We start from the raw sequence: 21,325 nt of genomic DNA, 5'->3' as shown, positions 1-21,325 counted from the left end.
GGGCCGGGTTGGCGTACACTTGGCCGCAAGTCTGTGAGGAACCTACATGAGCGCTATAACCATTACCGACGCCGCCCATGACTACCTGGCCGATCTGCTCTCCAAGCAGAATACGCCCGGCATCGGCATTCGCATTTTCATCACCCAGCCGGGCACCCAGTACGCCGAGACGTGCATCGCTTACTGCAAGCCGGGCGAAGAGAAGCCTGACGACACCGCCGTGGGTCTGAAAAGCTTCACCGCCTACCTGGACGCCGTCAGCGTACCGTTCCTGGAAGACGCACTGGTTGACTACGCCACCGACCGCATGGGCGGCCAGCTGACCATCAAGGCGCCGAACGCCAAGGTGCCAATGGTCAACGAAGACAGCCCGATCAACGAACGTATCAACTACTACCTGCAGACCGAGATCAACCCGGGCCTGGCCAGCCATGGTGGCCAGGTGAGCCTGGTGGACGTGGTCGATGACGGCATTGCCGTGCTGCAGTTCGGTGGTGGCTGCCAGGGTTGCGGCCAGGCCGATGTCACCCTGAAGGAAGGCATCGAGCGCACCCTGCTCGAGCGTATTCCGGAGCTGAAGGGCGTGCGCGACGTGACTGACCACAGCCAGAAAGAAAACGCCTACTACTGAGTTGAAGGCGGCTCCCTTAGCAACAAAGTGTTACGGTTTCAACCCCTGCGACAACAGGCCGCAGCCCGTATTCAAAGGGCTGCAGGCCATCCCCGCGTTGGTCGGGTAGAACCCCTCTGGGTGTCATGCCAGAATGCCCCGGTTTTTCGACCGGCCCGTCCCGAGGGCCGGCACCTTCCCTGTAAAGGATGGTTTCATGAATGATCTTTTGACCCGGCGTGCGGTTGTCGCCGGCATGGGCGTTCTCGGGCTTGGCCTGCTGGCAGGCTGCAGCCCGGCCCGGGGGCTCGAGTTCAAGTACGGCAAGAACATGAGCAACGAAATCCTCGGGCGCAAGTTCAGCCTCAAAGACCCGCAAGGTAACGTGCGCACCCTGTCGAGCTTCTACGGCAGCATGCCGATGGTCTTCTTCGGCTTCACCCAGTGCCCGGCTGTCTGTCCGACCACGCTGGCGCGTGCGGCGCAGATTCGCAAGCTGCTGAGGGGACGCGACCGCGACCTGTTCCAGGTGGTGTTCATCACCCTGGACCCGGAGCGCGACACGCCCGAGGTGCTCGATGCCTACGTCAAGGCCTTCGACCCGACGTTCACCGCGCTGACCGGCACCCCCGAGGAAATTGCCGCGGTGGCCAAGGAATTCAAGGTGTTCTACGAGAAGGTTCCGGCCGGAGACACCTACACCATTTCTCACTCGTCCACCAGCTACGTCTACGATACACGTGGCACCCTGCGCCTGAGCCTGGGCCATTCCCTGAACGCCAAGGAATGTGCCGAAGACCTGGTCACCCTGATGGAGATCTGCTGAATGTCGATGCAACCGATCAAACGCGGTTTGGCTGCCCTGGTACTGATGGGGCTGGCCTTGCCGGCCCTGGCCCAGACCACCGTGAGTGATGCCTGGGTGCGTGCCAGCGTGCCGCACCAGCAGTCCACCGGTGCTTTCATGGTCCTGACCGCCAGCAGCGACAGCAAGCTGGTAGGCGTGGCTTCGCCCGTGGCCAAGACTGTGCAGGTGCACGAGATGACCATGAACGGTGACGTGATGGGCATGCGTGAGGTCAAGGCTGTCGAGTTGCCAGCCGGCAAGGCAGTGACCCTGGACCCGAATGGCCTGCATGTCATGCTGATGGGCCTGCACAATCAGGTGAAGGAGGGTGACAAAGTGCCTCTGACCCTGACCATCGAGGATGCCAAGGGCGCCAAGGAAACCCTGGAAGTTCAGGCACAAGTGCGTGCACTCAACGCCGACGCGGGTGGTGGGCATGATCACATGCACATGAACCACTGACAGATCAAAGGGCCGCGTTCAGCGGCCCTTTTTTCAACTGCGCCTTTCAGCTACGAAAGCGCGGCAGCGGCCTGTCGAGGGTCAGCGACGTCAGGGTCTTTCGAACCTGGGCCTCATCGGCCTCCAGTGCCTTCAGGCTAGCGCGGATCTTGCCGGCGGCGGGCACATCGCCCTGCCGGTCGATCCAGTCGGCAATCTCCTTGCAGGCACTGCTCAGACAGGCCTGGCGCTGGTTCATCAACGACAGAAGGGTGGTGAGCTCTCTTTCGGACATGGCAGGATCCTCCGTTCAGCCTTGTCAGTGTAGCAGAGGGTTGGCCAGGCTCTTGCGGCCTTTGCAAGGCGCGCTGCGGCAGCTGCAAGTGGCTGCTCTTGCGGCGCAGCAACAACTCGTTACTTATAAACAGCATGCGGGTCTGCATTCTCGAGAGGGCGCTGCCTCTCACGCGCGTAGAGCAGAGTGAACGCAGGCTTGCCGATAGGCCCCCGGGGTCACCCCATAGGCTTGCTTGAACTGCCGGCTCAAATGGCTCTGGTCGGCAAAGCCGAGGTCGAACGCCACTTGCGAAGCGGCCAGGCCGTGCTTCAGCATTTCGCGGGCGCGGGCCAGGCGGCGTTGCTTCAGCCAGGCATGGGGTGGCAGTCCGGTGGCCTGGCGGAACACCCGGGCGAAGTGGAACGGCGACAGGTTGACTGCTGCCGCCAGCGTTTCCAGTGAGGGCGGGTCGGCCAGTTGGCTTTCCAGCAGTTCGCGGGCGCGGGCTACGGCCAGGGGTTCGTGGCCAGGTGCCGAAGGCTCGGCGCACTGCCCGTGCCGCTGCACCAGGGCCAGCACCGCCTGGCGCCAGGCCGTCTGTTGCTGCAAGGCGCTGGCGCTGGCTTCGGACAACTGATGCAGCTGGCTGAAAGCGAGCGCCAGGGCCGGGTCATGGATCACGCTGTCCTTGAAACTGGGCATGCCATGGCGGCCCAGTTCCAGTTCGTCGAGCACACCGGTGACCCGCTCGTGCTCGGGATAGAAGCCGCGATACCGCCAGCCGGCTTCATGGGCTGTAGCGCCGGTATGCAGTTCGTCGGGGTTGATGAGCACCATGCTGCCGACCGGTGCCAGATGCTCGCTGCCGCGGTGCCAGAAGCGTTGGGCGCCCGACTCGATCACGGTGAATACGTAGCCCTCGTGCACATGCGGTGCGAAGCGCTGCTGATAGTAGCGAGCGTGCAGCATCTCGACGTCGCCCAGGGCTGGCGCCTGCCAGAGGTGTGTCTGCTCGCGCAAGGGTGTGCTCATGCCAGCCAGCTGCGTAGAAAGAAGAAGATCAACATGCTCACCAGCATGCTCAGCAACACGCTGCGGGTCAACAGCACCAGGGCGATGGCCACAAGGGAGCCCAGCAGGTAGGGGTTGAGCAGGCTCAGGTTGAGCTGGTGGTCAGCCATGAAGATGATCGGGCCGCAGATGGCGGTGAGCATGCCCGGCACGGCAAAGCCGAGAAACTGCCGGGCATTCGAGCTCAGGCGCAAGGGCAGGCGCGGCTCCAGGAATGCGTAGCGGTTGAGGAACACGATGGCGCCCATGGCGAAAATCAGGATCCAGGTCATGCGCGGGCTCCGGCGAATTTCTGGCAGATGAACCCGGCGCTCATGCCCAGCAGGCCTGCGACCACCAGGGCGGTTTCCCAGTGCCAGTAGCTGAACAGCACCGAACAAAACAGCGACACGGCTACGCACACCACGGTGGCCAGGTTGCGCACCAGCGGCGCGATCAGGGCCACAAAAGTGGCGACAATGGAGAAATCCAGACCGAACTGGTCCAGGTGTGGAATATTCTGGCCCAGCAGTATGCCGGCCAGCGTGAACAGGTTCCAGGCGATGTAGAAGGTCAGGCCCACCCCCAAGGCATACCAGCGGTTGAATTGCTGCTGGTCGTACTGGCTGGTCAGGGCGAAGAATTCGTCGGTCAGCAGAAAGCCCAGGCCCAGGCGCCAGCGCAGCGGCTGGCTGGATAGCACCGGGCGCATCGACAGGCCATACAGCAGGTGCTGCGAGGTCAGCAGCAGGGTGGTGAGCAGGATCGACGCCAGGTTGGCACCCCCCTTGAGCATGCCAATGGCCACCAGCTGCGCGGCGCCGGCAAAGACGATGGCCGACAGCCCTTGCCCCTGCCAAGCGCTGAGGTTGGCCTCGATGGCCATGGAACCGGCCAGCAGTCCCCAAGGGGCAACGGCCAGGGACAACGGGATAATGGCAATGGCGCCGTGAAGGAAGGCTTGGCGGGCGATGTGGGGCATGATGGCTGCATTACGGCTACGTGGCAGGCCAGCATGACAGACGGGGCAGGGGATGGCTTGAACGATCTTGCTGGTCGACGTGTGTTCGCCTCAACCTCAGTGGCCACTTGACAACAGGGCCGCAAAGCGGCCCCGAATGCACCTGGGTTATGGGCGGCTGGTCAGCAGCTGTTGCGCCGTTGCGCAGCCATTGATGTCTACGGCTTTCTGCAGCAGGCTCGTGCGCTGCTGTGGGTCGAGGTCGCCAAGCAGGCGGTACACCTCGGCCTGGTAGTCGCGCTGACGCCCCCACAGCATTTCCAGGCCTTGTGGCCGGCTGCGGTTGCAGGCCAGGCGTGTGGCCGGTTGCGGGTAGTAGGGGGCGTACACGGTGGCCATGCTGGGGATGGCCTCCAGCGCTGTACGGTACTCGCTGCTGACGTTGTAGGGCCGGCACCAGGTGGCGATGGCTGGCGCGGGTGCGGCAAACCCCTGCTTGAGGCTGGCTTCGAGCAACGGGCAGGCGGCCTCCGGGATTTGCGCGACGGGCAGGTACGTCATGTAGTACAGCGCCAGGCGGTACTGCGCAACCGGGTGGCCAAGCGCTACCGATTTTTTCAGCAGGGCTACCGCTGTCGGCAAAGTGTGGGCCATGGCCTGGCCCTGGCGGCTAAGCTCGGGGTCACCGCCCACTGCGGTGCGCAGCGTGCTGGCAGCATCGCCCTGGTCATCGGCCTGCTCCAGCAGCGGCAAGGCCTGACGGTAGAGCAAGTCGGCATGAGGGTCAATGCGTACCTCCAACGCTTGCGCGGCCAGTGGCACCAGCGCAGCCAACAGCGGGGGCAGGCGTCGCACAAGGCTCACAGGCGAACCCCATGGATGGCCAGGTACGGATGGACGGCTTCGGTGTTCATGGCGGTCAAGCGTGCGCCTCGGACAAATCGTAACGACGACGTATTCTACCCATCCAAGAGGGGTGGCCGAAAGACCACTCGGCAACTGTCAGACGAGCTTGATCGGCGTGACCTTGCGCTGGCCATGTTTTTCCTGGGCCAGCCCAAGCTTGGCGGTGATCACCTTGGCCAAGGCATTGTTGCCCAGATCGTTCAGGTGCAGGCGGTCGATGAACAGGTCGGCGCCGAACACTGGCGAGCTGTCGAGCATGCAGTTCATGTCGTAGCAGGGCACCGGGTCGGCCTGGCTTTTGATGCGGCGGAAAAATGTCGAATGCAACTGTCTGTCGAATGCGCCCTCCAGCAGCCGGTCGAAGTTCGCCGGTTGTTGCTGAAGCGCGGTCAGCATGGCTTGCTCACCGGCGGGCAGAGTATCCCTGCACCAGGGCAGCAAGGGTTGCAGGATGAAGGTGAGCGTGGCGTGGCTGTCTGCTAGCAAGCGGTCCCATTGGCGCAAGGTACGGCCAATGTTGTCGGCGGCACGGGCCAGCCGTTTTTCCGGGGGCGACAGCGGCCAGCTGACCGGGGCCGCGGCCGCAGGAGGCGCCAGCGCCTGGCCGATACGCCGCCACAGCGACTGCCGACGGGGTGGTGCGCAGGGCTGCAGGCCTTCGCTGAAACTGTTGAGAAAGGCCTGGTAGGCCTTAGCATGCTGCGGGTCGTTGGTACCTGCGAGGACTTCACACAGGGCTTCGTGGGCCAGGCTGTTGAGGCCACTGAGCACCACCACATGGCCGAGCTGGCCAAGGCGGTGCTGGTGGGTCAGGAACATCATCAATTCCTGGGTGGCATTGAGCCCGCAGCCGGCCAGGCTCAGCCAGACTTCGCCGGTGAGCATCGACAGGTGCGAGGCCACCGTGTGTTCGTCGGAGCTGGCGCCGATGCCCAGGGCTGTGGAGCCCCCGACCAGCAGGTTGATGCGTGACGCACCACCGTGCTCGGCCGCCGAAAAGCGCTTGCCGGCGCAATGGCTGTAGCGCAAGCCAAGGGCATCGGTGTTGATGGTGCCGGAGCGGTAGCCGGTTTCGTGCACATGCAGGGTATAGGGTGCACGGCGACTGCCCAGCAGGAGAAAACGCTGGTAGTCCTGCTGCAGCGGAGAAGGAGACGGGCGCGTGTCAATCGTGGTCATGGTCTCTCCTTCGCCGATGCCAGGCGCGGTGCAGCAGATTCAGGCCGCCAGTTCCTTGAGATTGTAAAGCAAGCCGCCGGCGGCGATCAGCAGCAGGGCAACGCCCGAGGCCAGGCTGATGACGCGGTTGCTGCGCTGCGAGGCGATCTTGCCGATGGCGAAGATGTACAGGCTGAGCACGGCGAAATCGATGGCCACCCACAGTAGTGACAGCACCACCATGCTCTTGCCGAATGATTCGGTGATCTGGATGAACTGCGGAAAGAAGGCGATGAAGAAAATGATGTCTTTCGGGTTGGAAATGCCCACCATGAAGCCTTGCATCAGCCCACCGCGCCCAGCCTTGGGGGCCTCGCTCGCCGAGTCAGACGCGGGTGCGCGCAGGGCGTCCCTCAGCGTGCCGATGGCAATGTAGCCGATGAACAGGCAGCCCAGCAGGCTCATGGTGCTGAGCCATGCCTTGTCGATGGCGGCACTGGTGAGGATGATCCAGGCTGCCGCGCCGATCAGCACCAGTGAAGCCCAGTTGGTGCCGACGGCGGTGAACATGGCCTTGCGCGAGCCGGAGGCGGCCGCAGTGTTGACGATCAGTGCCACCACCGGGCCGGGAGTGGCGATCAGTAGCAGCACGGTGAGGGCATAGGTGGCGGTGAGTGCGGTATTCACGGTCAGTTCTCGATCAGTATGTCGGGTGTCGCCTGGTGTGCGGCATGGGCGTGGAACGGGCAGCGTGACGGGTTGAGCGAGCCTGTCTCCTGCAGTTGATACTGCTTCCACTCGTAGTTGTCGGTATCGCCGAAAAAGCCAAGGGTGTCGGGCACAACGCCGTCGTTGTAGTGGTGCACGCGCTCGCGAATGCGCTCGCGGATGCGCTTGCCACTCTCGGTGTTGGCGTTGGCCACTTCGTCGAAGTTCTCCCGCGGGTTGATGACGAAGGTGATGTGCTGGCCCAGATTGCGGCTTTTCATCTGCTGATGACCGGGGAAGTTCATGTTGATGAACAGTGGCATGCCGGCATAACAGAACGACCAGCCGGCATCGTCGGGATCGGTCGGGATGCTCTGAGGCCAAGGGTGTGGGTCGCGTGCGTGCACGCCGCGCAGTACCTTCCAGGCCAAGGCCTGCTGCTCGGCCAGGCTGCTGCCGGCTGCGGTTTCGAGAAACACCACCAAAGGGCTGCCGATGCGCTGCTTGGGGGCGATCGGTGCGACGGTGCGCACGTAATTGGCCAGGCCCTGTGCGATGTCATCGGCCAGTTGCTCGGCGCGGGCGAAGAGAATGTGGCAGGTTTCGCCGTTTACCGCCTTGCGGCCGAACAGGCAGGGGAATTCGGGGTTGGCAAGAATGTTGCGGAAGTGTTCTATGGTTTTGAACGTCCAGTGTTGCATGTTGTAACCATGTTCAGCGGCGAGCTCCAGCGCATCCAGGCGATAGCAATTTCCATATCCCGTAAACATGATTTCCCCAGGCGTTGATTTAAGTGAACGTTCCAGTCACATGCAGGCAGGATCTTGGTGATGTTTGTTATTTACCAGCATTTTCCGAGACGCTCCTGTCGTTGTAAAACGCGTGGAACTATGACCTACTATTAGTCTTACTCATGCTCGGGACGCCGCCATGTCGGAACGGATTCAGGCCTTGCACGCACTGCGTGCCTTCGAGGTGGCCTCTCGCTATGGCTCTTTCACCCGTGCGGCTGAAGAGCTGGCTTTGACCCAGGGCGCCGTCAGCCACCACATCAAGACCCTCGAAGCCCTGTTCGGCTGCGACCTGTTCGAACGTCGGGGGCCGAAATTGAGCCTGACCGAGCACGGCCGCCTGCTGGCGCAAGAGCTGAAGGTGGGCTTCAAGATCATCGAAAATGCCTGCGCACTGCTGCGTCAGGATCGCTACGGCCTGCGCCTGAAGGCGCCGTCCACGCTTACGGTGCGCTGGCTGCTGCGGGCGCTGGATGCCTTCAAGAAGGTCGAGGACAACTGCAGCGTGCAGCTATCCAGTGTGTGGATGGATATCGACAGCGTGGACTTCTATTCCGAGCCCTACGACTGCGCCATTCTCCTGGCCAGCGGGCGTTTTCCCGCCGATATCGAGAGCTTCAAGCTGTTCGATGAATGGCTGATCCCGGTATGTCATCCGGATTACATGACGCAGGCACATCCGCAACTGTCCGACCTGCCCCGATGCGAGTTCCTGCACCCGTCGCCCGACCGGCGTGACTGGCGGCGTTGGCTGGCGCGAATGGATGCGCTGGACATCAGCATCGATCAGGGGCAGGTGTTCGATACCCTCGACCAGGGCATATCGGCCGCCCAGCAAGGCCTGGGCATTTCAGTGGTCGATCTGGTACTGGCCAGTACCGACCTGGCCGCCGGACGTTTGGTCACGCCTTTCAAACATGCCGTGGCCACCGGCGACGGTTACTACATGACCTGGCTCAAGGCCAGCCCAAAAGCGCGGCAGATGCACAAGCTGCGTGACTTCCTGCTCGGCCGGGTACCGCCGCTGGTCTACAAGGACATCAACTACCTGTACGGTTGAATACCCGATCGAGCATCAGTCGGCGAGGATGCACCGGCTGCGTAACAGGCGCTAAAACACTCATGCCAGGCACGACACAGGTAGAATAACGCCATCTACAGACAATCCAGAGGTCGACGCAGTGGAGTTGCAGCAGGGTTTTGTCCTGACCCGGCACTGGCACGATACGCCGGAAGGCACCTGCGTGGAGTTCTGGCTGGCCACCGATGCCGGGCCGCGGCTGTTGCGGCTGGCGGCGCAGGAGTCTGTGGCTTTCATTCCTCAGGCGCAGGCCGAGCATGCCCGTGGGCTGCTGGCCAACGAAGCAGGGACCAAGCTCAAGCCACTGCGCCTGAAAGACTTCGAGCATCGCCCGATGCTCGGTCTCTATACCCGCCAGCATCGCCAGTTGATGCAACTGGAGCAGCGTCTGCGCACGGCCGGTATCGACGTGTTCGAGGCCGATATCCGCCCGCCGGAGCGTTACCTCATGGAGCGCTTCATCACGGCGCCGGTGCAGTTCACTGGTCAGCCGGATGCGCAGGGCGTTTACCGGGACGCCCAGCTCAGGCCGCTGCCAGGCTATCGCCCGGCGCTGCGCCTGGTGTCGCTGGACATCGAGACCAGCGAGCGTGGCGAGCTGTACAGCATCGCGCTGGAGGGCTGTGGTCAGCGTCAGGTGTACATGCTCGGCCCGGCCAACGGCGATGCCAGCGGGCTTGACTTCGACCTGGAGTATTGCGCTGATCGTGCCGCCTTGATTACCCGGCTCAACCAGTGGATGGCCAGGCATGACCCGGACGCGATCATTGGCTGGAACCTGGTGCAGTTCGACCTGCGCCTGCTGCATGAGCACGCCAAGTCGTTGCAGGTGCCTCTGGCCCTGGGGCGCAACGGTGCGGTCATGACCCTGCGCAGCCATGCCGGCGGCGGCCATGTCTTCGCCGATGCGCCGGGGCGGCTGCTGATCGATGGCATCGAGGCGCTGCGTTCGGCTACCTGGAGTTTTCCCTCGTTCAGCCTGGAGAACGTTGCCCAGACCCTGCTGGGTGAAGGCAAGGCCATCGACACGCCGTACCAACGCATGGACGAAATCAATCGCCGCTTCGCCGAAGACAAACCGGCCCTGGCGCGCTACAACCTGAAGGACTGCGAACTGGTCACGCGCATTTTCGCCCATACCCGGCTGCTCGACTTCCTGCTCGAACGTGCGTCGGTGACGGGGTTGGCCGTGGACCGCAGCGGTGGGTCGGTAGCCGCGTTCTGTCACTTGTACATTCCACAGATGCACCGCCTTGGCTTCGTCGCGCCCAGCCTTGGCAGCCGCCCGGACGAAGCCAGCCCCGGCGGCTTTGTCATGGACTCGCGGCCAGGGCTTTATGACTCGGTGCTGGTGCTGGACTACAAGAGCCTGTACCCGTCGATCATCCGTACCTTTCTCATCGACCCGGTCGGGCTGATCGAAGGCCTGCGTCTGCCTGACGACGCACATTCGGTCGAGGGCTTTCGTGGTGGGCGTTTTTCACGCACACAGCACTGCCTGCCAGCCATCGTCGAACGGGTGTGGCAGGGCAGGGAAGCGGCCAAGCGCGAGGGCAATGCGCCGCTGTCACAGGCCTTGAAAATCATCATGAATGCCTTCTACGGAGTGCTTGGCTCCAGCGGTTGCCGTTTCTTCGACCCGCGCCTGGCGTCGTCGATCACCATGCGCGGCCACCAGATCATGCGCCAGACCAGGTCCCTGATCGAGGCGTGCGGCTACGATGTGATCTACGGGGACACCGACTCCACCTTTGTCTGGCTCAAGGGCGCCCATGCCGAGGCAGACGCGGCGCGCATCGGCCGCGAGCTGGTGGCAAAGGTCAACCAATGGTGGCAAGCCCATCTGCACGAGACCATGAACCTTCAGAGTGCGCTCGAGTTGCAGTTCGAGGTGCATTACCGGCGCTTTCTGATGCCCACCATCCGCGGTACCGACGAAGGCAGCAAGAAACGCTATGCCGGCCTGGTGCAGCGGCCCGACGGTGCTGAAGAAATGGTTTACAAGGGCCTGGAATCGGTGCGCACCGACTGGTCACCGCTGGCCCGGCAGTTCCAGCAGGAACTCTACGGCCGTGTGTTCCGCAGCGAGCCCTACCGTGATTACGTGCGCGAGTATGTGCGGCGAACGTTGGCGGGCGAGCAGGACGAACTGCTGGTTTATCGCAAGCGCCTGCGTCGCCCGTTGGCCGATTACCAGCGCAACGTGCCGCCGCATGTGCGTGCTGCGCGCCTTGCCGACGACTACAACAGGCGTCTGCAGCGCCCCCTGCAGTACCAGCGTGGGGGCTGGATCAGTTACGTGATCACCACCGCTGGCCCTGAGCCGCTGGAAAACCTGCAGGCACCGATCGACTACGATCACTACATCAGCCGTCAGCTCCTGCCGGTGGCCGATGCCATCCTGCCCTTTGTCGGCGATGATTTCGCGCGTCTTACCGACCATCAGTTACTGCTGTTCTGAGCGGGTGGTAGATAGCTAGGCGTCAGCATGACGCTACAGTCTTCAGACTCGGTCCTCCATGTCGTCGCGGAGGCAGAGATGCAGAACAATAGCAGTCAACCATCGGCTGTGGTCGATACCCTTGCCATGGCACAAGCATGCCAGGATCACTACATTGCACAGCGGCTGCCGGCCTGGATGAAGCGGCTGAGCATGGCCGAATTCACCTTGCTGAGCGAGGCGCTGCCTGAACTGCTGGCCTGCCGCGCAGGCTTGTCGTCAGCGCTGGCGCGGCTACGCAACCTGAATGCATTTACCCAGCCCTTGCTGCAGCAGGCGCTCGGTGCCCACGGCGACCTTGACGCCGATCGCCTGTACTTTCGCCAGTGGTACACCTTTACCTCGCCCACGATCCATTATGTAACCAGTCGGCTTCCGGTTGTCGGCAGCGATTACTACGACATCCCTCTGCTCGAGGCCGCCTTAGGCAATTTCACCGCAGAACAGCAACGCGACCAGCCACAGGGCAATTGCCTGGTCGATGTGCGCGGCGCAAAGCGTAGTGAACTGTCTGCACCGGGCTTCGCCAGGTTGTGTCGAACGCTGGATCTTGGGCAGAAATACCAGGCGCATCTGGATTCGGTACTCCAGCCCGAAGTCAGGGGATTGCTGACACGCCGGCAACGCTACAGCATGCTGGTGGATGCCCTGCAAGCCAAGGCGCAGGGCGTATTGAGCGCAGAGGAACTGCAGTGGGTGGTGGCGCTCTGCACCAAGGACACGCTCGGCAAGCTCGAAGGCGCATCGGTTCGCGTGCGACAGTTGGCGGTGTTCGGCTGCCGCTTGCAGCAGATCGTTGTGCTGGACGTAATCGACGCGGGCCTGTTGTTCAACACCAGCAAGCGCGTGTTGGTCTATGTACCGGGTGACCCGCACGGCCCCTGGAGCGTGCGCAGCGACCTGGACGATTACGCCCGCCGGGTGCTTGGCAAACGCCTGCGCGAAGATGACTACCGGCGTTTCTTCAACCGCTTCGTACGCCGGCGCGATAGCCAGCGATTTTTCTCGGCCGTCAGTGAGCGCCTCGATGACGTGCCCGGCTGGGCAACCCGGGACCTTGATGAGCAGACCTTTGCCTATCGCCTGCCACTGTTCGAACACCTTGCTGACGACTGGATTGCCCGGATCAAGGACGATGCTGCGGTCATCGCCCCGCCCGTGGCCTTGCTTGATCGCGAGGTCCAGGCCGAACACGCCCGCCGTTTGCGCGCTGAAGGCTGGACCCTGTTGGGTGTTGCAGGGTTCTTCGTTCCGGGCATCGGCGCGGTGTTGCTGGGGGTGATGGCCTGGGAACTGCTTGAGCAGACGTTCCAGGCTGTAGGGGACTGGCAGGACAACGAACGCAATGCGGCACTGGCGCATCTGCTGAATGTAGGCAAGGGGCTGCTGGCTGTCGGGGCAACCGTTGCCGTCGTTGCCACGGCCCGGCGCGCCTGGAGCGTAGTGGACAAGCTGGTGCCCGCGCAGCTGGAAAACGGTGAGGAAAAACTGTGGAACGCAGACCTCAGCCCCTATCGCTGCGAAAGCCCGCCAGACACGGCGGAGCCGGACATGGAGGGTATGCACCGCCTGGGCGAGCGCCGCTGGATCAGCATGGACGGGCACTGGTATGAGATGACCTGGCACGACCACGATGAACAGTGGCAATTGCTCCCTTATCAGGGCTATGCGCCGCCGCTGCGTCACAATGGGGCCGGTGCCTGGCGGCTGTGGTGCGAGCAGCCCGCCGAGTGGGGCGACACACGCCAGTTGTTCCGCCGCCTGGGCGGGCCATTCAGCGACCTTGACGATGCGCAGATCGACCGGTCGCTGGCGATCCATGGCCTCGATGATCAGCACCTACGAGCTTGGCATGTGTATGGCCGACCGCCGGAGGCAGCGTTGGTCGACACCGTCACGCGCGTGCGGCTCGCTGGCAGGATTGGTACGTTGGTCAACCAGTTGCGCGAGGGCGGTGTAACCGCAGACCCGCAACTGCTGCAGCGGGTCATGAGCCTTCCACAGGCGGCCGGCAAGGGCGGGGCAGCGTTGGCCGATGTGGCCTGGGCCGGGCGACGAGAACTGCTACAGGCGATGTACGATGAGCAGAATCCCGACACGGACACTGGCCGCCTCTTACGACAGAATTTTGCCAGCCTGCATCGCTTGGCCGCCGATGAGGTGTTGCGCGATGCCAGCGAGGATGACCTGCAGCTTTTACGTGAGACGGGGCGCGTGCCGTTGCTGGTGGCCGAGGCAGCAAGGTTGCAGGTTGCGCGAATCCGAATGGCGCGGGTGTTTGAGGCGCTGTGCATCGATACGCCGCAAAACCTCGACCTGGCGCGTGTGGTCTTGAATATGCTGGTACATGTGCCGGGGGCTGGTGGGCCGGGGTGGCGGTTGTTCGACGGTGATGCTGGCGAGCCGTTGTTGACGGTCGAGGGATCGGGGCAGACATTTGACGTGCTTCATCGTCATGGGCTGTTCCGCCTGCGTGCCCGAACGCAAACGGATATCGGTGAGACAGGCGAGTTGTTCGAGACCTTGGCCGCAGCCTATGACGACGCCTCGCAAGCGGCCATCGCTCAAGGCCAGCCCTTTGTGCCTGCGCTGCGCCAGGCGCTGACCAACCTGGCTTTCGACCAACGCCAGACTGTGGTGAATCTGCTCAGGCTGGAGCAGCCGAGCGGCTCGTTTCTCGCGCCGCAACGTCTGGCTGATGGCCGGATTGGTTACCCCATGGCGGGCGGCAGGCTCTGGGGGGCGTTAGGGCTAAACAGGCCAAGGGCGCTTCAGGCCCGGTTGCGAGACCTGTATCCGGCCTTTACCGACGAACAGATCGAGCGCTGGTTGGCCTCAAGTGACGCGCAGGCCAGGTTATCTATGCTGGAGCAGCAATATGGGGTGCTCAAGAGGCACTTGACCCAGTGGGCACGCAGTGCCTTGCTGTCACCAGAACTGGCCGCCCGGCGTGAGTTCAGAAAGGGGCTGATCAACTGCTGGCGCTGTCTTGTGCCGGAATTGCAAGGGCAAGCAGCACTGGAGGACGGGCGCTTCATGCTGACCCAGACCATCAGCCGCTTGCGCCAGCTGCCGGTCCTGCCCGCGCAAGTGGGCTTTCCCCACGTCTCGATCCTGGCCTTGCGCGCCATGCGCGTGGAGCACGTTCCGGACGAGTTTCTGCGGGCGTTTCCCAACTTGCGCAACCTGGAAATCACCAACTGCCGACTCACGCGTTTGCCATTGCCTCTGATGCTTGTCCAGAGGCTGGAGGTACTCGACTTGTCTGGTAACCAGATCACGCTCGACCAAGGCCAGGCGTTGGTCTTGGCAGATTGCCGGTCCCTGGTGTACCTGAACCTTTCGGACAACCCGTTGCGCAGGGCATTTTCCGTCCAGGCAATGATCGAGCTGAATGCCCTCTACCTGTCGAACACTCAGTTACCCGAGTGCCCCTACGGGCTGATGGACGCGCCAGAACTGCACACCCTGAACCTCAGCGACAACCGTATTTCTGAACTGCCCGAGGGTTTTCATCAGTCGCAGTTGTGGCGTTCGGGCAGGGTCGAGCTTTCCGGCAATCCGCTGGGGGCAGCATATGACGGGGTTTCAACCTGGCATTTGCTTGAGGCCAGTCGCGTGCCTTACCGGTTGCGCATTCTGGATGCGTTGCCTGGCGAACGTCGAGATGAAATGGCGGCACTGTGGGCCCATCTGGAGGCCGAGGAGCAATCGGAAGAGTTTTTCAATACCCTGTCGATGCTGACAGAATCCGGCGCCTTCAGTTTCTCATCGACTGCATCCGCGCTGGCGGCCCGTGTGTTCGACATGCTCCAGGCGATGTCTGAGCATGATGCCCTCAGGCAAGAGCTGTTCGAGCACGCAGCGGCGACCGGTTGCCAGGATAACGCCACCGCGCGTTTCGCCGACCTGGAACTGCGAGTGATGATATGGCGCACGAGGCACAGCGGATCTGCCCGGCCTGAACGGGCCTTGCTGAAGCTCGGTGCCCGGATGTGGCGGTTGGCGGTGCTTGAGCAAATTGCCGCTGAACATGCTTATCGGGTGGGGGCGGGTGCTGAATCGATCGAATTCGCCTTGGCCTATCGAATCGGCTTGCGCAAGTCTCTGGACTTGCCTGCCCAACCCGATGAAATGCTTTATGCAGGGATCCCTGCCTTGAGTAATCAGGACCTTCTCCTGGCCCGTGAAAGGATCCTGGCGCGACAGACTCGGGAGGGCATTGCTGATTACCTGTCACGCCAGTGGTTCTGGCAGGATTACTTGCGCAAGGCCTCGGCGGTTCGCTTGCAAGTGCCCCAATCCATGCACGCTGAGCTGGAACGGCTGATGGCGCTGGGGAATCGGGACGAGGAAATCGCGCGGCTGCAGATCCGCAATCAGCAACGCGAGCATGCGGTGTTGCTGCAGTTGACGCTGGAGGCGCTGGACCGGAACACGGTGCAGCGTCCGCTCCGCTAGCGGGTTGGCGGTTGTCTGAACGCAGGCATTAGCTATATAGCGCCTGGCGGGGAGCAGGCAACTTAGTCTGGCCTCTTTTCATGAAGAGGCCCCCGCTATGGACACCACTTTGCCGTCAGATGCGCAGGCCGCCATCGACGCTTTCCAGGACGGCATCATCGGCAGGCGCCTGCCACCCTGGTTGCGTCATGCACCTGCTGAGCAACTGCCTGATATCGGCAGGGCATTGGCAAACAGCCTTCGCTGCTGTGAGCAAGTGAACACGGTGCTGCGAGGTATCGAGGGCATCGACCGTTTCGTCGCATCAGCCCTGGGGAAGGCCCTCGACGAGCGTTACGGGCTTGGCCGTAACCCTTACTCGCTCAGGTTTCTGGAGGGCCGCCGGGAAGCTGTGATCAACAGTCAGCCGGTGGGCGCGCACCTGACGGCCGTGGTCTATGAAGAAAAGCCGCTGCTCGAAGTGGCATTGCGCAACTTCACGGCCGCCCAGGCGCAGGAAGGTGGCCAGCCGCGTGGTAACCGCCTGCTGCTTCCACGCCACGGCACGGTCAAACCCCCTACAAGCATCGAGTTTGCCGGACTGTGCCGTGAGCTGGACCTGGGTGAGTGCTATCAACGTCATCTGGATGCCATCCTCACGCCCGCTGGCAGTGCCGAGCGCCTGGTATCACAGCTTGTAGATGCCACGCGCTACACCATGCTTGCGGACGCCTACAAAGCCAGGCAGGAGGGAACGCTGGATGCCAGCGAACTCAATGTGATGGTGGCTGTGTGCGAGAAGGGTGAGCTGCCTCGCTTGGCGGGCGACCTTGTGCAGGCCAGGCAACTGAAGTTGCTGGGCTGCCAGATTGAGCAGGTGACTGTGTTCGTTGTGGTTGAGCAGGGCGTTTTGTTCAACACGACGCGTCGGGTGTTGCTTTACGTGCCTGGGGACCCTTTTTCGCCTTGGCGCGCGTTCGAGAGCCTCGACAAACTGAACCGCGAACTGGGCCGCCGCTTGCGAGACAAGGCCTATCAGCGTTTCTTCAGCCGCTTCGTGCTGCGGCGTGACAGCCAGGCTTTTTTTGCCCAGGTCGCGGAGCGCTTCGATGATCTGCCGAGCTGGGCTTTTCGCGATCTCGAACCGCGTTTGCAGGCTTACCCACAGCCGTTGTTCATCAGCCTGGCGCAGGCACGTATCCACCAGATCAAGGAAGATGCGGCGATGATCGCGGTCCCTGTGGCCAGGCTGGATCGTGAGGTTCAGCGCCAGCATGACCTGCGCCTTGCCGCCGAAGGATGGGCGCTGCTCAACCTGGCCAGTTTTTTTGTGCCTGGGGTTGGCCTGGCGCTGCTGGCCGTGACGGCCTGCGAACTGCTGGGCGAGGTCTACCATGGCGTCGAGGCCTGGCAGGAAGGCGATCGCCAGGAGGCGCTCGACCATTTGACCCATGTGGCGACAGACCTTGCCGTGCTGGCGACCACGGTCGCCGGGGTGGGTGTGGCTCGACGGGTTTGGGCACGCTCTGCGAAGGTCGATGCCATGGTGCCGGCTCGGCTGGAGGACGGCACTGAGAAACTCTGGCAACAAGACGTGACGCCGTTTCAAAGCCAGGCCCCCGTTGCCGCCTCAAGCCCGGACGCCTTGGGTATTCGGCGTCAGGACGGGCGGGCCTGGATCGAAATGGACGGGCATCACTATCGCGTGACCGAGGCAGGTGATGATCAATGGCAGTTGCATCCGGTCGACGGCCACGGGCCGTTGCTGCGCCACAATGGCGCAGGTGCCTGGCGGTTGTGGAGCGAGCAACCGGCTCGGTGGACTGACAGATACCGCATGTTCCGGCGTTTGGGTGAGCCCTTCAATGGGCTGAATGACGAACAGATTGATCAGGTTCTGCTGTTCCATGGCCTTGATGGCGACTATGTGCGGGGCTTGCATGTACACGCCCAGCCTCCGAGCCCCGGGATGATCGACAGTGTGGAGCGGGTCAGGCTTGATCAACGCATCCGCAGCATGATTGGCCGTCTGCGCAGCGGCGAGCCGGTAGAAGATGCAACAGTGCTCGATCACGCTCGGCGCTTGCCAGGCGCGAGTGGCCTGACAGGTCAGGCACTGGCCGCGCTGGCATGGACGCAACGCCGAACACTGCTGCAGCACCTTTTCGAAGCCTTGCAGCCCAGCGACACCCCTGGCAGCGCGGCGCTGCGTCGGGTGTTCCCGGGGCTGAGCGCGCGCACTGCGCAAGCACTGGTACAGACCGCCAGCAGCATTGATCGCACGCGGCTGCTGTCCAGCGGCAGGGTTGCATTGGGGCTGGCCGAGGCGGCAAGGGGCAGTGTGCTGGCGACACGCCAGGCTCGGGTATTTGAAGCGTTGTACCTTGATACTCCGCAGCAAGCAGACCTGGCACGGGTGGCCTTGGGCTTGCTGCGGTATCTACCCGGAGGCGACCAAGGTGTGTGCTGGCGTCTGTACGAAGGTAGCCTGGGCGGGCCGATGCTGGCGAAGACTGAGCAAGGGCCGCGGGCGTTCGATCTGGTACATCTGAACGGCAGGTTTCAACTGCATGGCAGCCAGGGCACGGCGCTGGGTGAGGCAGGTGAGTTGTTCGACGTCATGGCGCCAGCCTATACCGAAGGGCAACGGCAGGTGATGGGGATCGGCGATCCATTCGCGCACAACCTCAGGGTGATGTTGGCGCGCGAAGCAGCACGCCATCGTGATGAGATCAGTCGTTTGCTTGGCGCGGTACGCCCAGGTGCTGTCCGAGGGCCCATGCGCTTGGCCGATGGACGTATTGGCTACCCGCTGGGTGGTGGCGGAGTAGGTGGTTTCGCATCAAGGGGCAATGCCCTGAGGGCAACGCTGCGTGATCTCTTTCCGTGGTTGAGTGATGAGCAGGTCGAGACCTTCGCCGATGACGCCAGGCGTTCAGGGCATCAGATTGAACACGTACTGGCTGACCTTCGCAATGAGTTCGCCATCCTGCGCATGACACTGAATACCTGGGTGGCACGAGGGCAGGGCGATGTCAGGGAAGATCGAGAGGCTTTACGCCAGACGTTGTTCAATTGCTGGCGGCGGTCGGTGGGCGTGGGGGAACTGCAGATCAATGCACAGGAAAACCTCCATGTCATGTTCTGCAATTTCAGATCGAGCGGCTTGCCCAACATACCCGCACAGGTCAGCTTCAGAGGTGTGACCAGCCTGTCGCTGCTGCACCTTGACCTTCTGGAGGTGCCCAGCAGCCTGTTGCTGGCTTTCCCTAACCTGCAAACCCTCGATCTGGGTGGGAACCTGTTGACGCGCCTTCCGCAGCCGTTGCTGCAGATAGCGCAGCTGCGGCATCTGAGCCTGACCAACAACCGGATCGTCCTGAACATTACACAAACCGCCACACTGGCCAGTTGCACGAGCCTGCAGTCTCTCGACCTGTCCCACAACCCCCTGGGGAGCAGGTTCACGTTGGCGGGCTTGGCTGAGTTGCGTTGGCTGAACTTGCGCGGCACACAGATCTCGCAGTTTCCACTGGGCGTGTTCGACAACGCTCAGTTGGTATCCGTTGACTTGCGGGATAACCGGATCAGGCACATTCCAGAGGGTTTCTACCAGTTGCCCGTGTGGCAGCGGCGGCGGTTCCGCTTGAATGCGAACCCCTTGGGCGAGGCCCAGACGTTACGCTTGCAGGCTTCGTTGAGTAGCGTCGATCCGGCCCTCGACGAGGAGCAAGTGCTTCTGCGGCTGCAGCACGCGCGTGAAGTATGGGGGGATGCCGTGGCTCCGGAGCATCGCGGCTTGATGCTTGCTGCCTGGGACTCGCTGGATTCAGGGCAGGACGCCGAGCGTTTCTTCCGGGTGCTTCGCCAGTTGTTGCTGTCCGAAGACTTTCGTGTCAACGCGCGTGCACTGGGCAATCGGGTCATGGCGGTATTGCAAGCGATGGCCATTACGCCAGAGCTGCGGCAGAACTTGCTGTCAGTGGCCAATGATGAGTGGGGGTGCCAGGATGGTGCAACCTGGTGCTTGAGCAACCTTGAACTGAACCTGCTGGTTTGGCAGGTTGAGCACGCGGCTCAGGGAGAAAGCGAACGTGCTTTGCTAGACCTGGGCAGACGTTTATGGCGCCAGGATGCAGTCGACATGTTCGCTACCCGATGGGCGCTACAGCATGGCAGGACGCTGGAAGGAAGCGAGGTGGGGCTGGCTTTCAGGGTCGGGCTGAGGGAGCGTCTCGACTTGCCACTGCAGGTGGGAGAAATGAGCTTCCTTGCGATCTCAGGCGTCCTGGATGCGGACCTGGCAGAAGCAGAGGCTGCGGTGCGGGATGCGGAAACGCCGGAAGAGATTGCCCGCTCCATGGTTGACCGTGAATTCTGGCAGGCGCACCTGGAGCGTTCCCATCCTGAGCGATTCGCTGCGGTCGACCTGCCGTTCAGAAGGCAACTTGAAAGGGTGCTTGACGACGAAGCGCTGAGCGAAGGGGCCATGATCGACCAGGCGGATGCCATTCGTGATGCACAGCGCGCTGCACGCAGAGGGCTGATGCTGGATATGACGATTCAAGCGATGGAAGTTGGACCCAAGGGGCCATCGATCGATGTGCGTTGACATGCGCTCAGGGCAAGGGGGTGCCTGGCCCTGCCACAGCGGCTTTGGGCTATGCTCAATCAAGCTGACAGTGGTTTTACCAGCGCCGTAGTCTTGGCTTCAGGTGGCTCGGAAATCGACAGTTACTTTTGCACACCCCTTTCTGGAATGAAGTGGTTTAGGCTCCCTGTCGGATTTTTCTCCGTGATCTGTAGTCATTGGTATATCGAGACAATAAGGAGATACGCATGCTTGTCCGGTCACTGACCCTCGCAACCTTGCTTGCTGTTGCCGGCCCCCTGTTTGCCGCAGACAGTGATGCGCCTCTAGCCAAGGAACTGGGCAAGACCAGACCATTGGTGGTTATCGCTCCCAGCAGTGCCGACCCGACGTTGCGAGGGTTGAACAAGGCGCTCGAGGACCCGGCCACCCAGGCAGCGTTCAAGGAGCGCAACCTTGTCCTGTACAGCGTCGCCAACATGATGGGCAAGCGAGAGGACAAGAACCTCGAGCAGCAGACCACAATGGCCCTGATTCGGGAACTGAAGCTGGGTGCGAGCAAGGGTACCAAGGTGATTCTGGTGGGCAAGGACGGTGAGCGGCACATGCTCAAGGACGACGACAGCGGCGAGGCCATCGACCCGCAGGTGATCTTCAAGGCGGTCGATGAACTGCCCGCCAGTGAAAAGGCACTGGCGGCGCCCGAGCCCGTAGCGGCGACCCCGCAAGCCAAGGCCAAGGACAGCAAGCCGGCCAAGCCCGCAGCCCCGCCCAAACCGCTGGAAGACTAAATACGGCTCATGGCCCCAAGGCACCTTGGGGCCCGTTGCCGGGTGGTGTGTATCGCACTGTATCTGCCTGTGCTGCAGACCTACTGCCATACAAAAGCGCGCCTGGCACGATACATCCCCGACAAACTGCGACGGCCTAATGGCTCCACTTTCCAACCCAGTGGAGCTGCATC

Annotated in this window: 16 protein-coding genes; 8 read left to right on the top strand and 8 right to left on the bottom strand. The window is 62.5% G+C overall.

Annotated features, from left to right (window positions below; all coding sequences use genetic code 11):
• Window positions 1-46: 46 nt before the first annotated feature.
• The 3 genes from nfuA (at window position 47) to QCL51_RS15655 (ending at window position 1,919) form a co-directional block, all read left to right on the top strand.
• On the top strand, window positions 47-631 hold the full coding sequence (gene nfuA / locus QCL51_RS15665; RefSeq protein ID WP_003250416.1) for a Fe-S biogenesis protein NfuA: 585 nt from the start codon (window positions 47-49) through the stop codon (window positions 629-631).
• Window positions 632-827: 196 nt separating this feature from the next.
• Complete coding sequence (locus QCL51_RS15660; protein WP_003250418.1) at window positions 828-1,436, top strand: SCO family protein; 609 nt, start codon at window positions 828-830, stop codon at window positions 1,434-1,436.
• On the top strand, window positions 1,437-1,919 hold the full coding sequence (locus tag QCL51_RS15655) for a copper chaperone PCu(A)C (protein WP_021782842.1): 483 nt from the start codon (window positions 1,437-1,439) through the stop codon (window positions 1,917-1,919).
• A 46-nt stretch (window positions 1,920-1,965) separates the two neighbouring features.
• Here QCL51_RS15655 and QCL51_RS15650 read toward each other — a convergent pair whose 3' ends face one another.
• The 8 genes from QCL51_RS15650 to QCL51_RS15615 form a co-directional block, all read right to left on the bottom strand.
• Window positions 1,966-2,193: a hypothetical protein gene (locus QCL51_RS15650; RefSeq protein WP_003250422.1), complete on the bottom strand. Its 228-nt coding sequence runs from the start codon at window positions 2,191-2,193 to the stop codon at window positions 1,966-1,968.
• A 168-nt stretch (window positions 2,194-2,361) separates the two neighbouring features.
• Window positions 2,362-3,207, bottom strand: coding sequence for an AraC family transcriptional regulator (locus QCL51_RS15645; RefSeq protein ID WP_338443689.1), 846 nt, complete (start codon window positions 3,205-3,207; stop codon window positions 2,362-2,364).
• Window positions 3,204-3,518 carry an AzlD domain-containing protein gene (locus tag QCL51_RS15640; protein ID WP_103444091.1) on the bottom strand — a complete coding sequence of 105 codons (315 nt, stop codon included), beginning with the start codon at window positions 3,516-3,518 and terminating at the stop codon, window positions 3,204-3,206. Before QCL51_RS15640 ends, QCL51_RS15645 begins: the two co-directional genes overlap by 4 nt.
• On the bottom strand, window positions 3,515-4,207 hold the full coding sequence (locus QCL51_RS15635) for an AzlC family ABC transporter permease (protein ID WP_021782839.1): 693 nt from the start codon (window positions 4,205-4,207) through the stop codon (window positions 3,515-3,517). Before QCL51_RS15635 ends, QCL51_RS15640 begins: the two co-directional genes overlap by 4 nt.
• Before the next feature lie 147 nt (window positions 4,208-4,354).
• Window positions 4,355-5,050 (bottom strand): sel1 repeat family protein, encoded by a 696-nt coding sequence (locus QCL51_RS15630; protein WP_021782838.1) that lies wholly within the window; start codon window positions 5,048-5,050, stop codon window positions 4,355-4,357.
• 138 nt (window positions 5,051-5,188) lie between these two features.
• Window positions 5,189-6,271 carry a hypothetical protein gene (locus tag QCL51_RS15625; protein WP_021782837.1) on the bottom strand — a complete coding sequence of 361 codons (1,083 nt, stop codon included), beginning with the start codon at window positions 6,269-6,271 and terminating at the stop codon, window positions 5,189-5,191.
• 39 nt (window positions 6,272-6,310) lie between these two features.
• Window positions 6,311-6,937 carry a LysE family translocator gene (locus tag QCL51_RS15620; RefSeq protein WP_021782836.1) on the bottom strand — a complete coding sequence of 209 codons (627 nt, stop codon included), beginning with the start codon at window positions 6,935-6,937 and terminating at the stop codon, window positions 6,311-6,313.
• A gap of 2 nt (window positions 6,938-6,939) precedes the next feature.
• Window positions 6,940-7,728 (bottom strand): YqcI/YcgG family protein, encoded by a 789-nt coding sequence (locus QCL51_RS15615; protein ID WP_103444092.1) that lies wholly within the window; start codon window positions 7,726-7,728, stop codon window positions 6,940-6,942.
• Between the two features lie 160 nt (window positions 7,729-7,888).
• On the opposite strand from QCL51_RS15615, the gene QCL51_RS15610 reads away from it, so the two are divergent.
• The 5 genes from QCL51_RS15610 to QCL51_RS15590 all read left to right on the top strand — a co-directional run bounded on the left by QCL51_RS15610 (window position 7,889) and on the right by QCL51_RS15590 (window position 21,152).
• On the top strand, window positions 7,889-8,809 hold the full coding sequence (locus QCL51_RS15610) for a LysR substrate-binding domain-containing protein (protein ID WP_021782834.1): 921 nt from the start codon (window positions 7,889-7,891) through the stop codon (window positions 8,807-8,809).
• A gap of 121 nt (window positions 8,810-8,930) precedes the next feature.
• The gene (locus QCL51_RS15605) at window positions 8,931-11,291 is read left to right on the top strand and encodes a DNA polymerase II (protein ID WP_103469221.1); all 2,361 of its coding nucleotides are present in this window, start codon (window positions 8,931-8,933) and stop codon (window positions 11,289-11,291) included.
• Between the two features lie 78 nt (window positions 11,292-11,369).
• Window positions 11,370-15,791 (top strand): NEL-type E3 ubiquitin ligase domain-containing protein, encoded by a 4,422-nt coding sequence (locus tag QCL51_RS15600; RefSeq protein WP_103469220.1) that lies wholly within the window; start codon window positions 11,370-11,372, stop codon window positions 15,789-15,791.
• 97 nt (window positions 15,792-15,888) lie between these two features.
• Window positions 15,889-20,382, top strand: a complete 4,494-nt coding sequence (locus QCL51_RS15595) for an NEL-type E3 ubiquitin ligase domain-containing protein (protein ID WP_103444094.1) — start codon at window positions 15,889-15,891, stop codon at window positions 20,380-20,382.
• 227 nt (window positions 20,383-20,609) lie between these two features.
• Complete coding sequence (locus tag QCL51_RS15590) at window positions 20,610-21,152, top strand: DUF4174 domain-containing protein (protein ID WP_021782830.1); 543 nt, start codon at window positions 20,610-20,612, stop codon at window positions 21,150-21,152.
• Window positions 21,153-21,325 lie beyond the last annotated feature (173 nt).

Origin of the sequence: Pseudomonas sp. LTR0 (assembly GCF_036630035.1) — a bacterium.
Lineage (GTDB): Bacteria > Pseudomonadota > Gammaproteobacteria > Pseudomonadales > Pseudomonadaceae > Aquipseudomonas > Aquipseudomonas putida_Y.
This window is presented reverse-complemented; position numbering and strand designations above follow the sequence as displayed.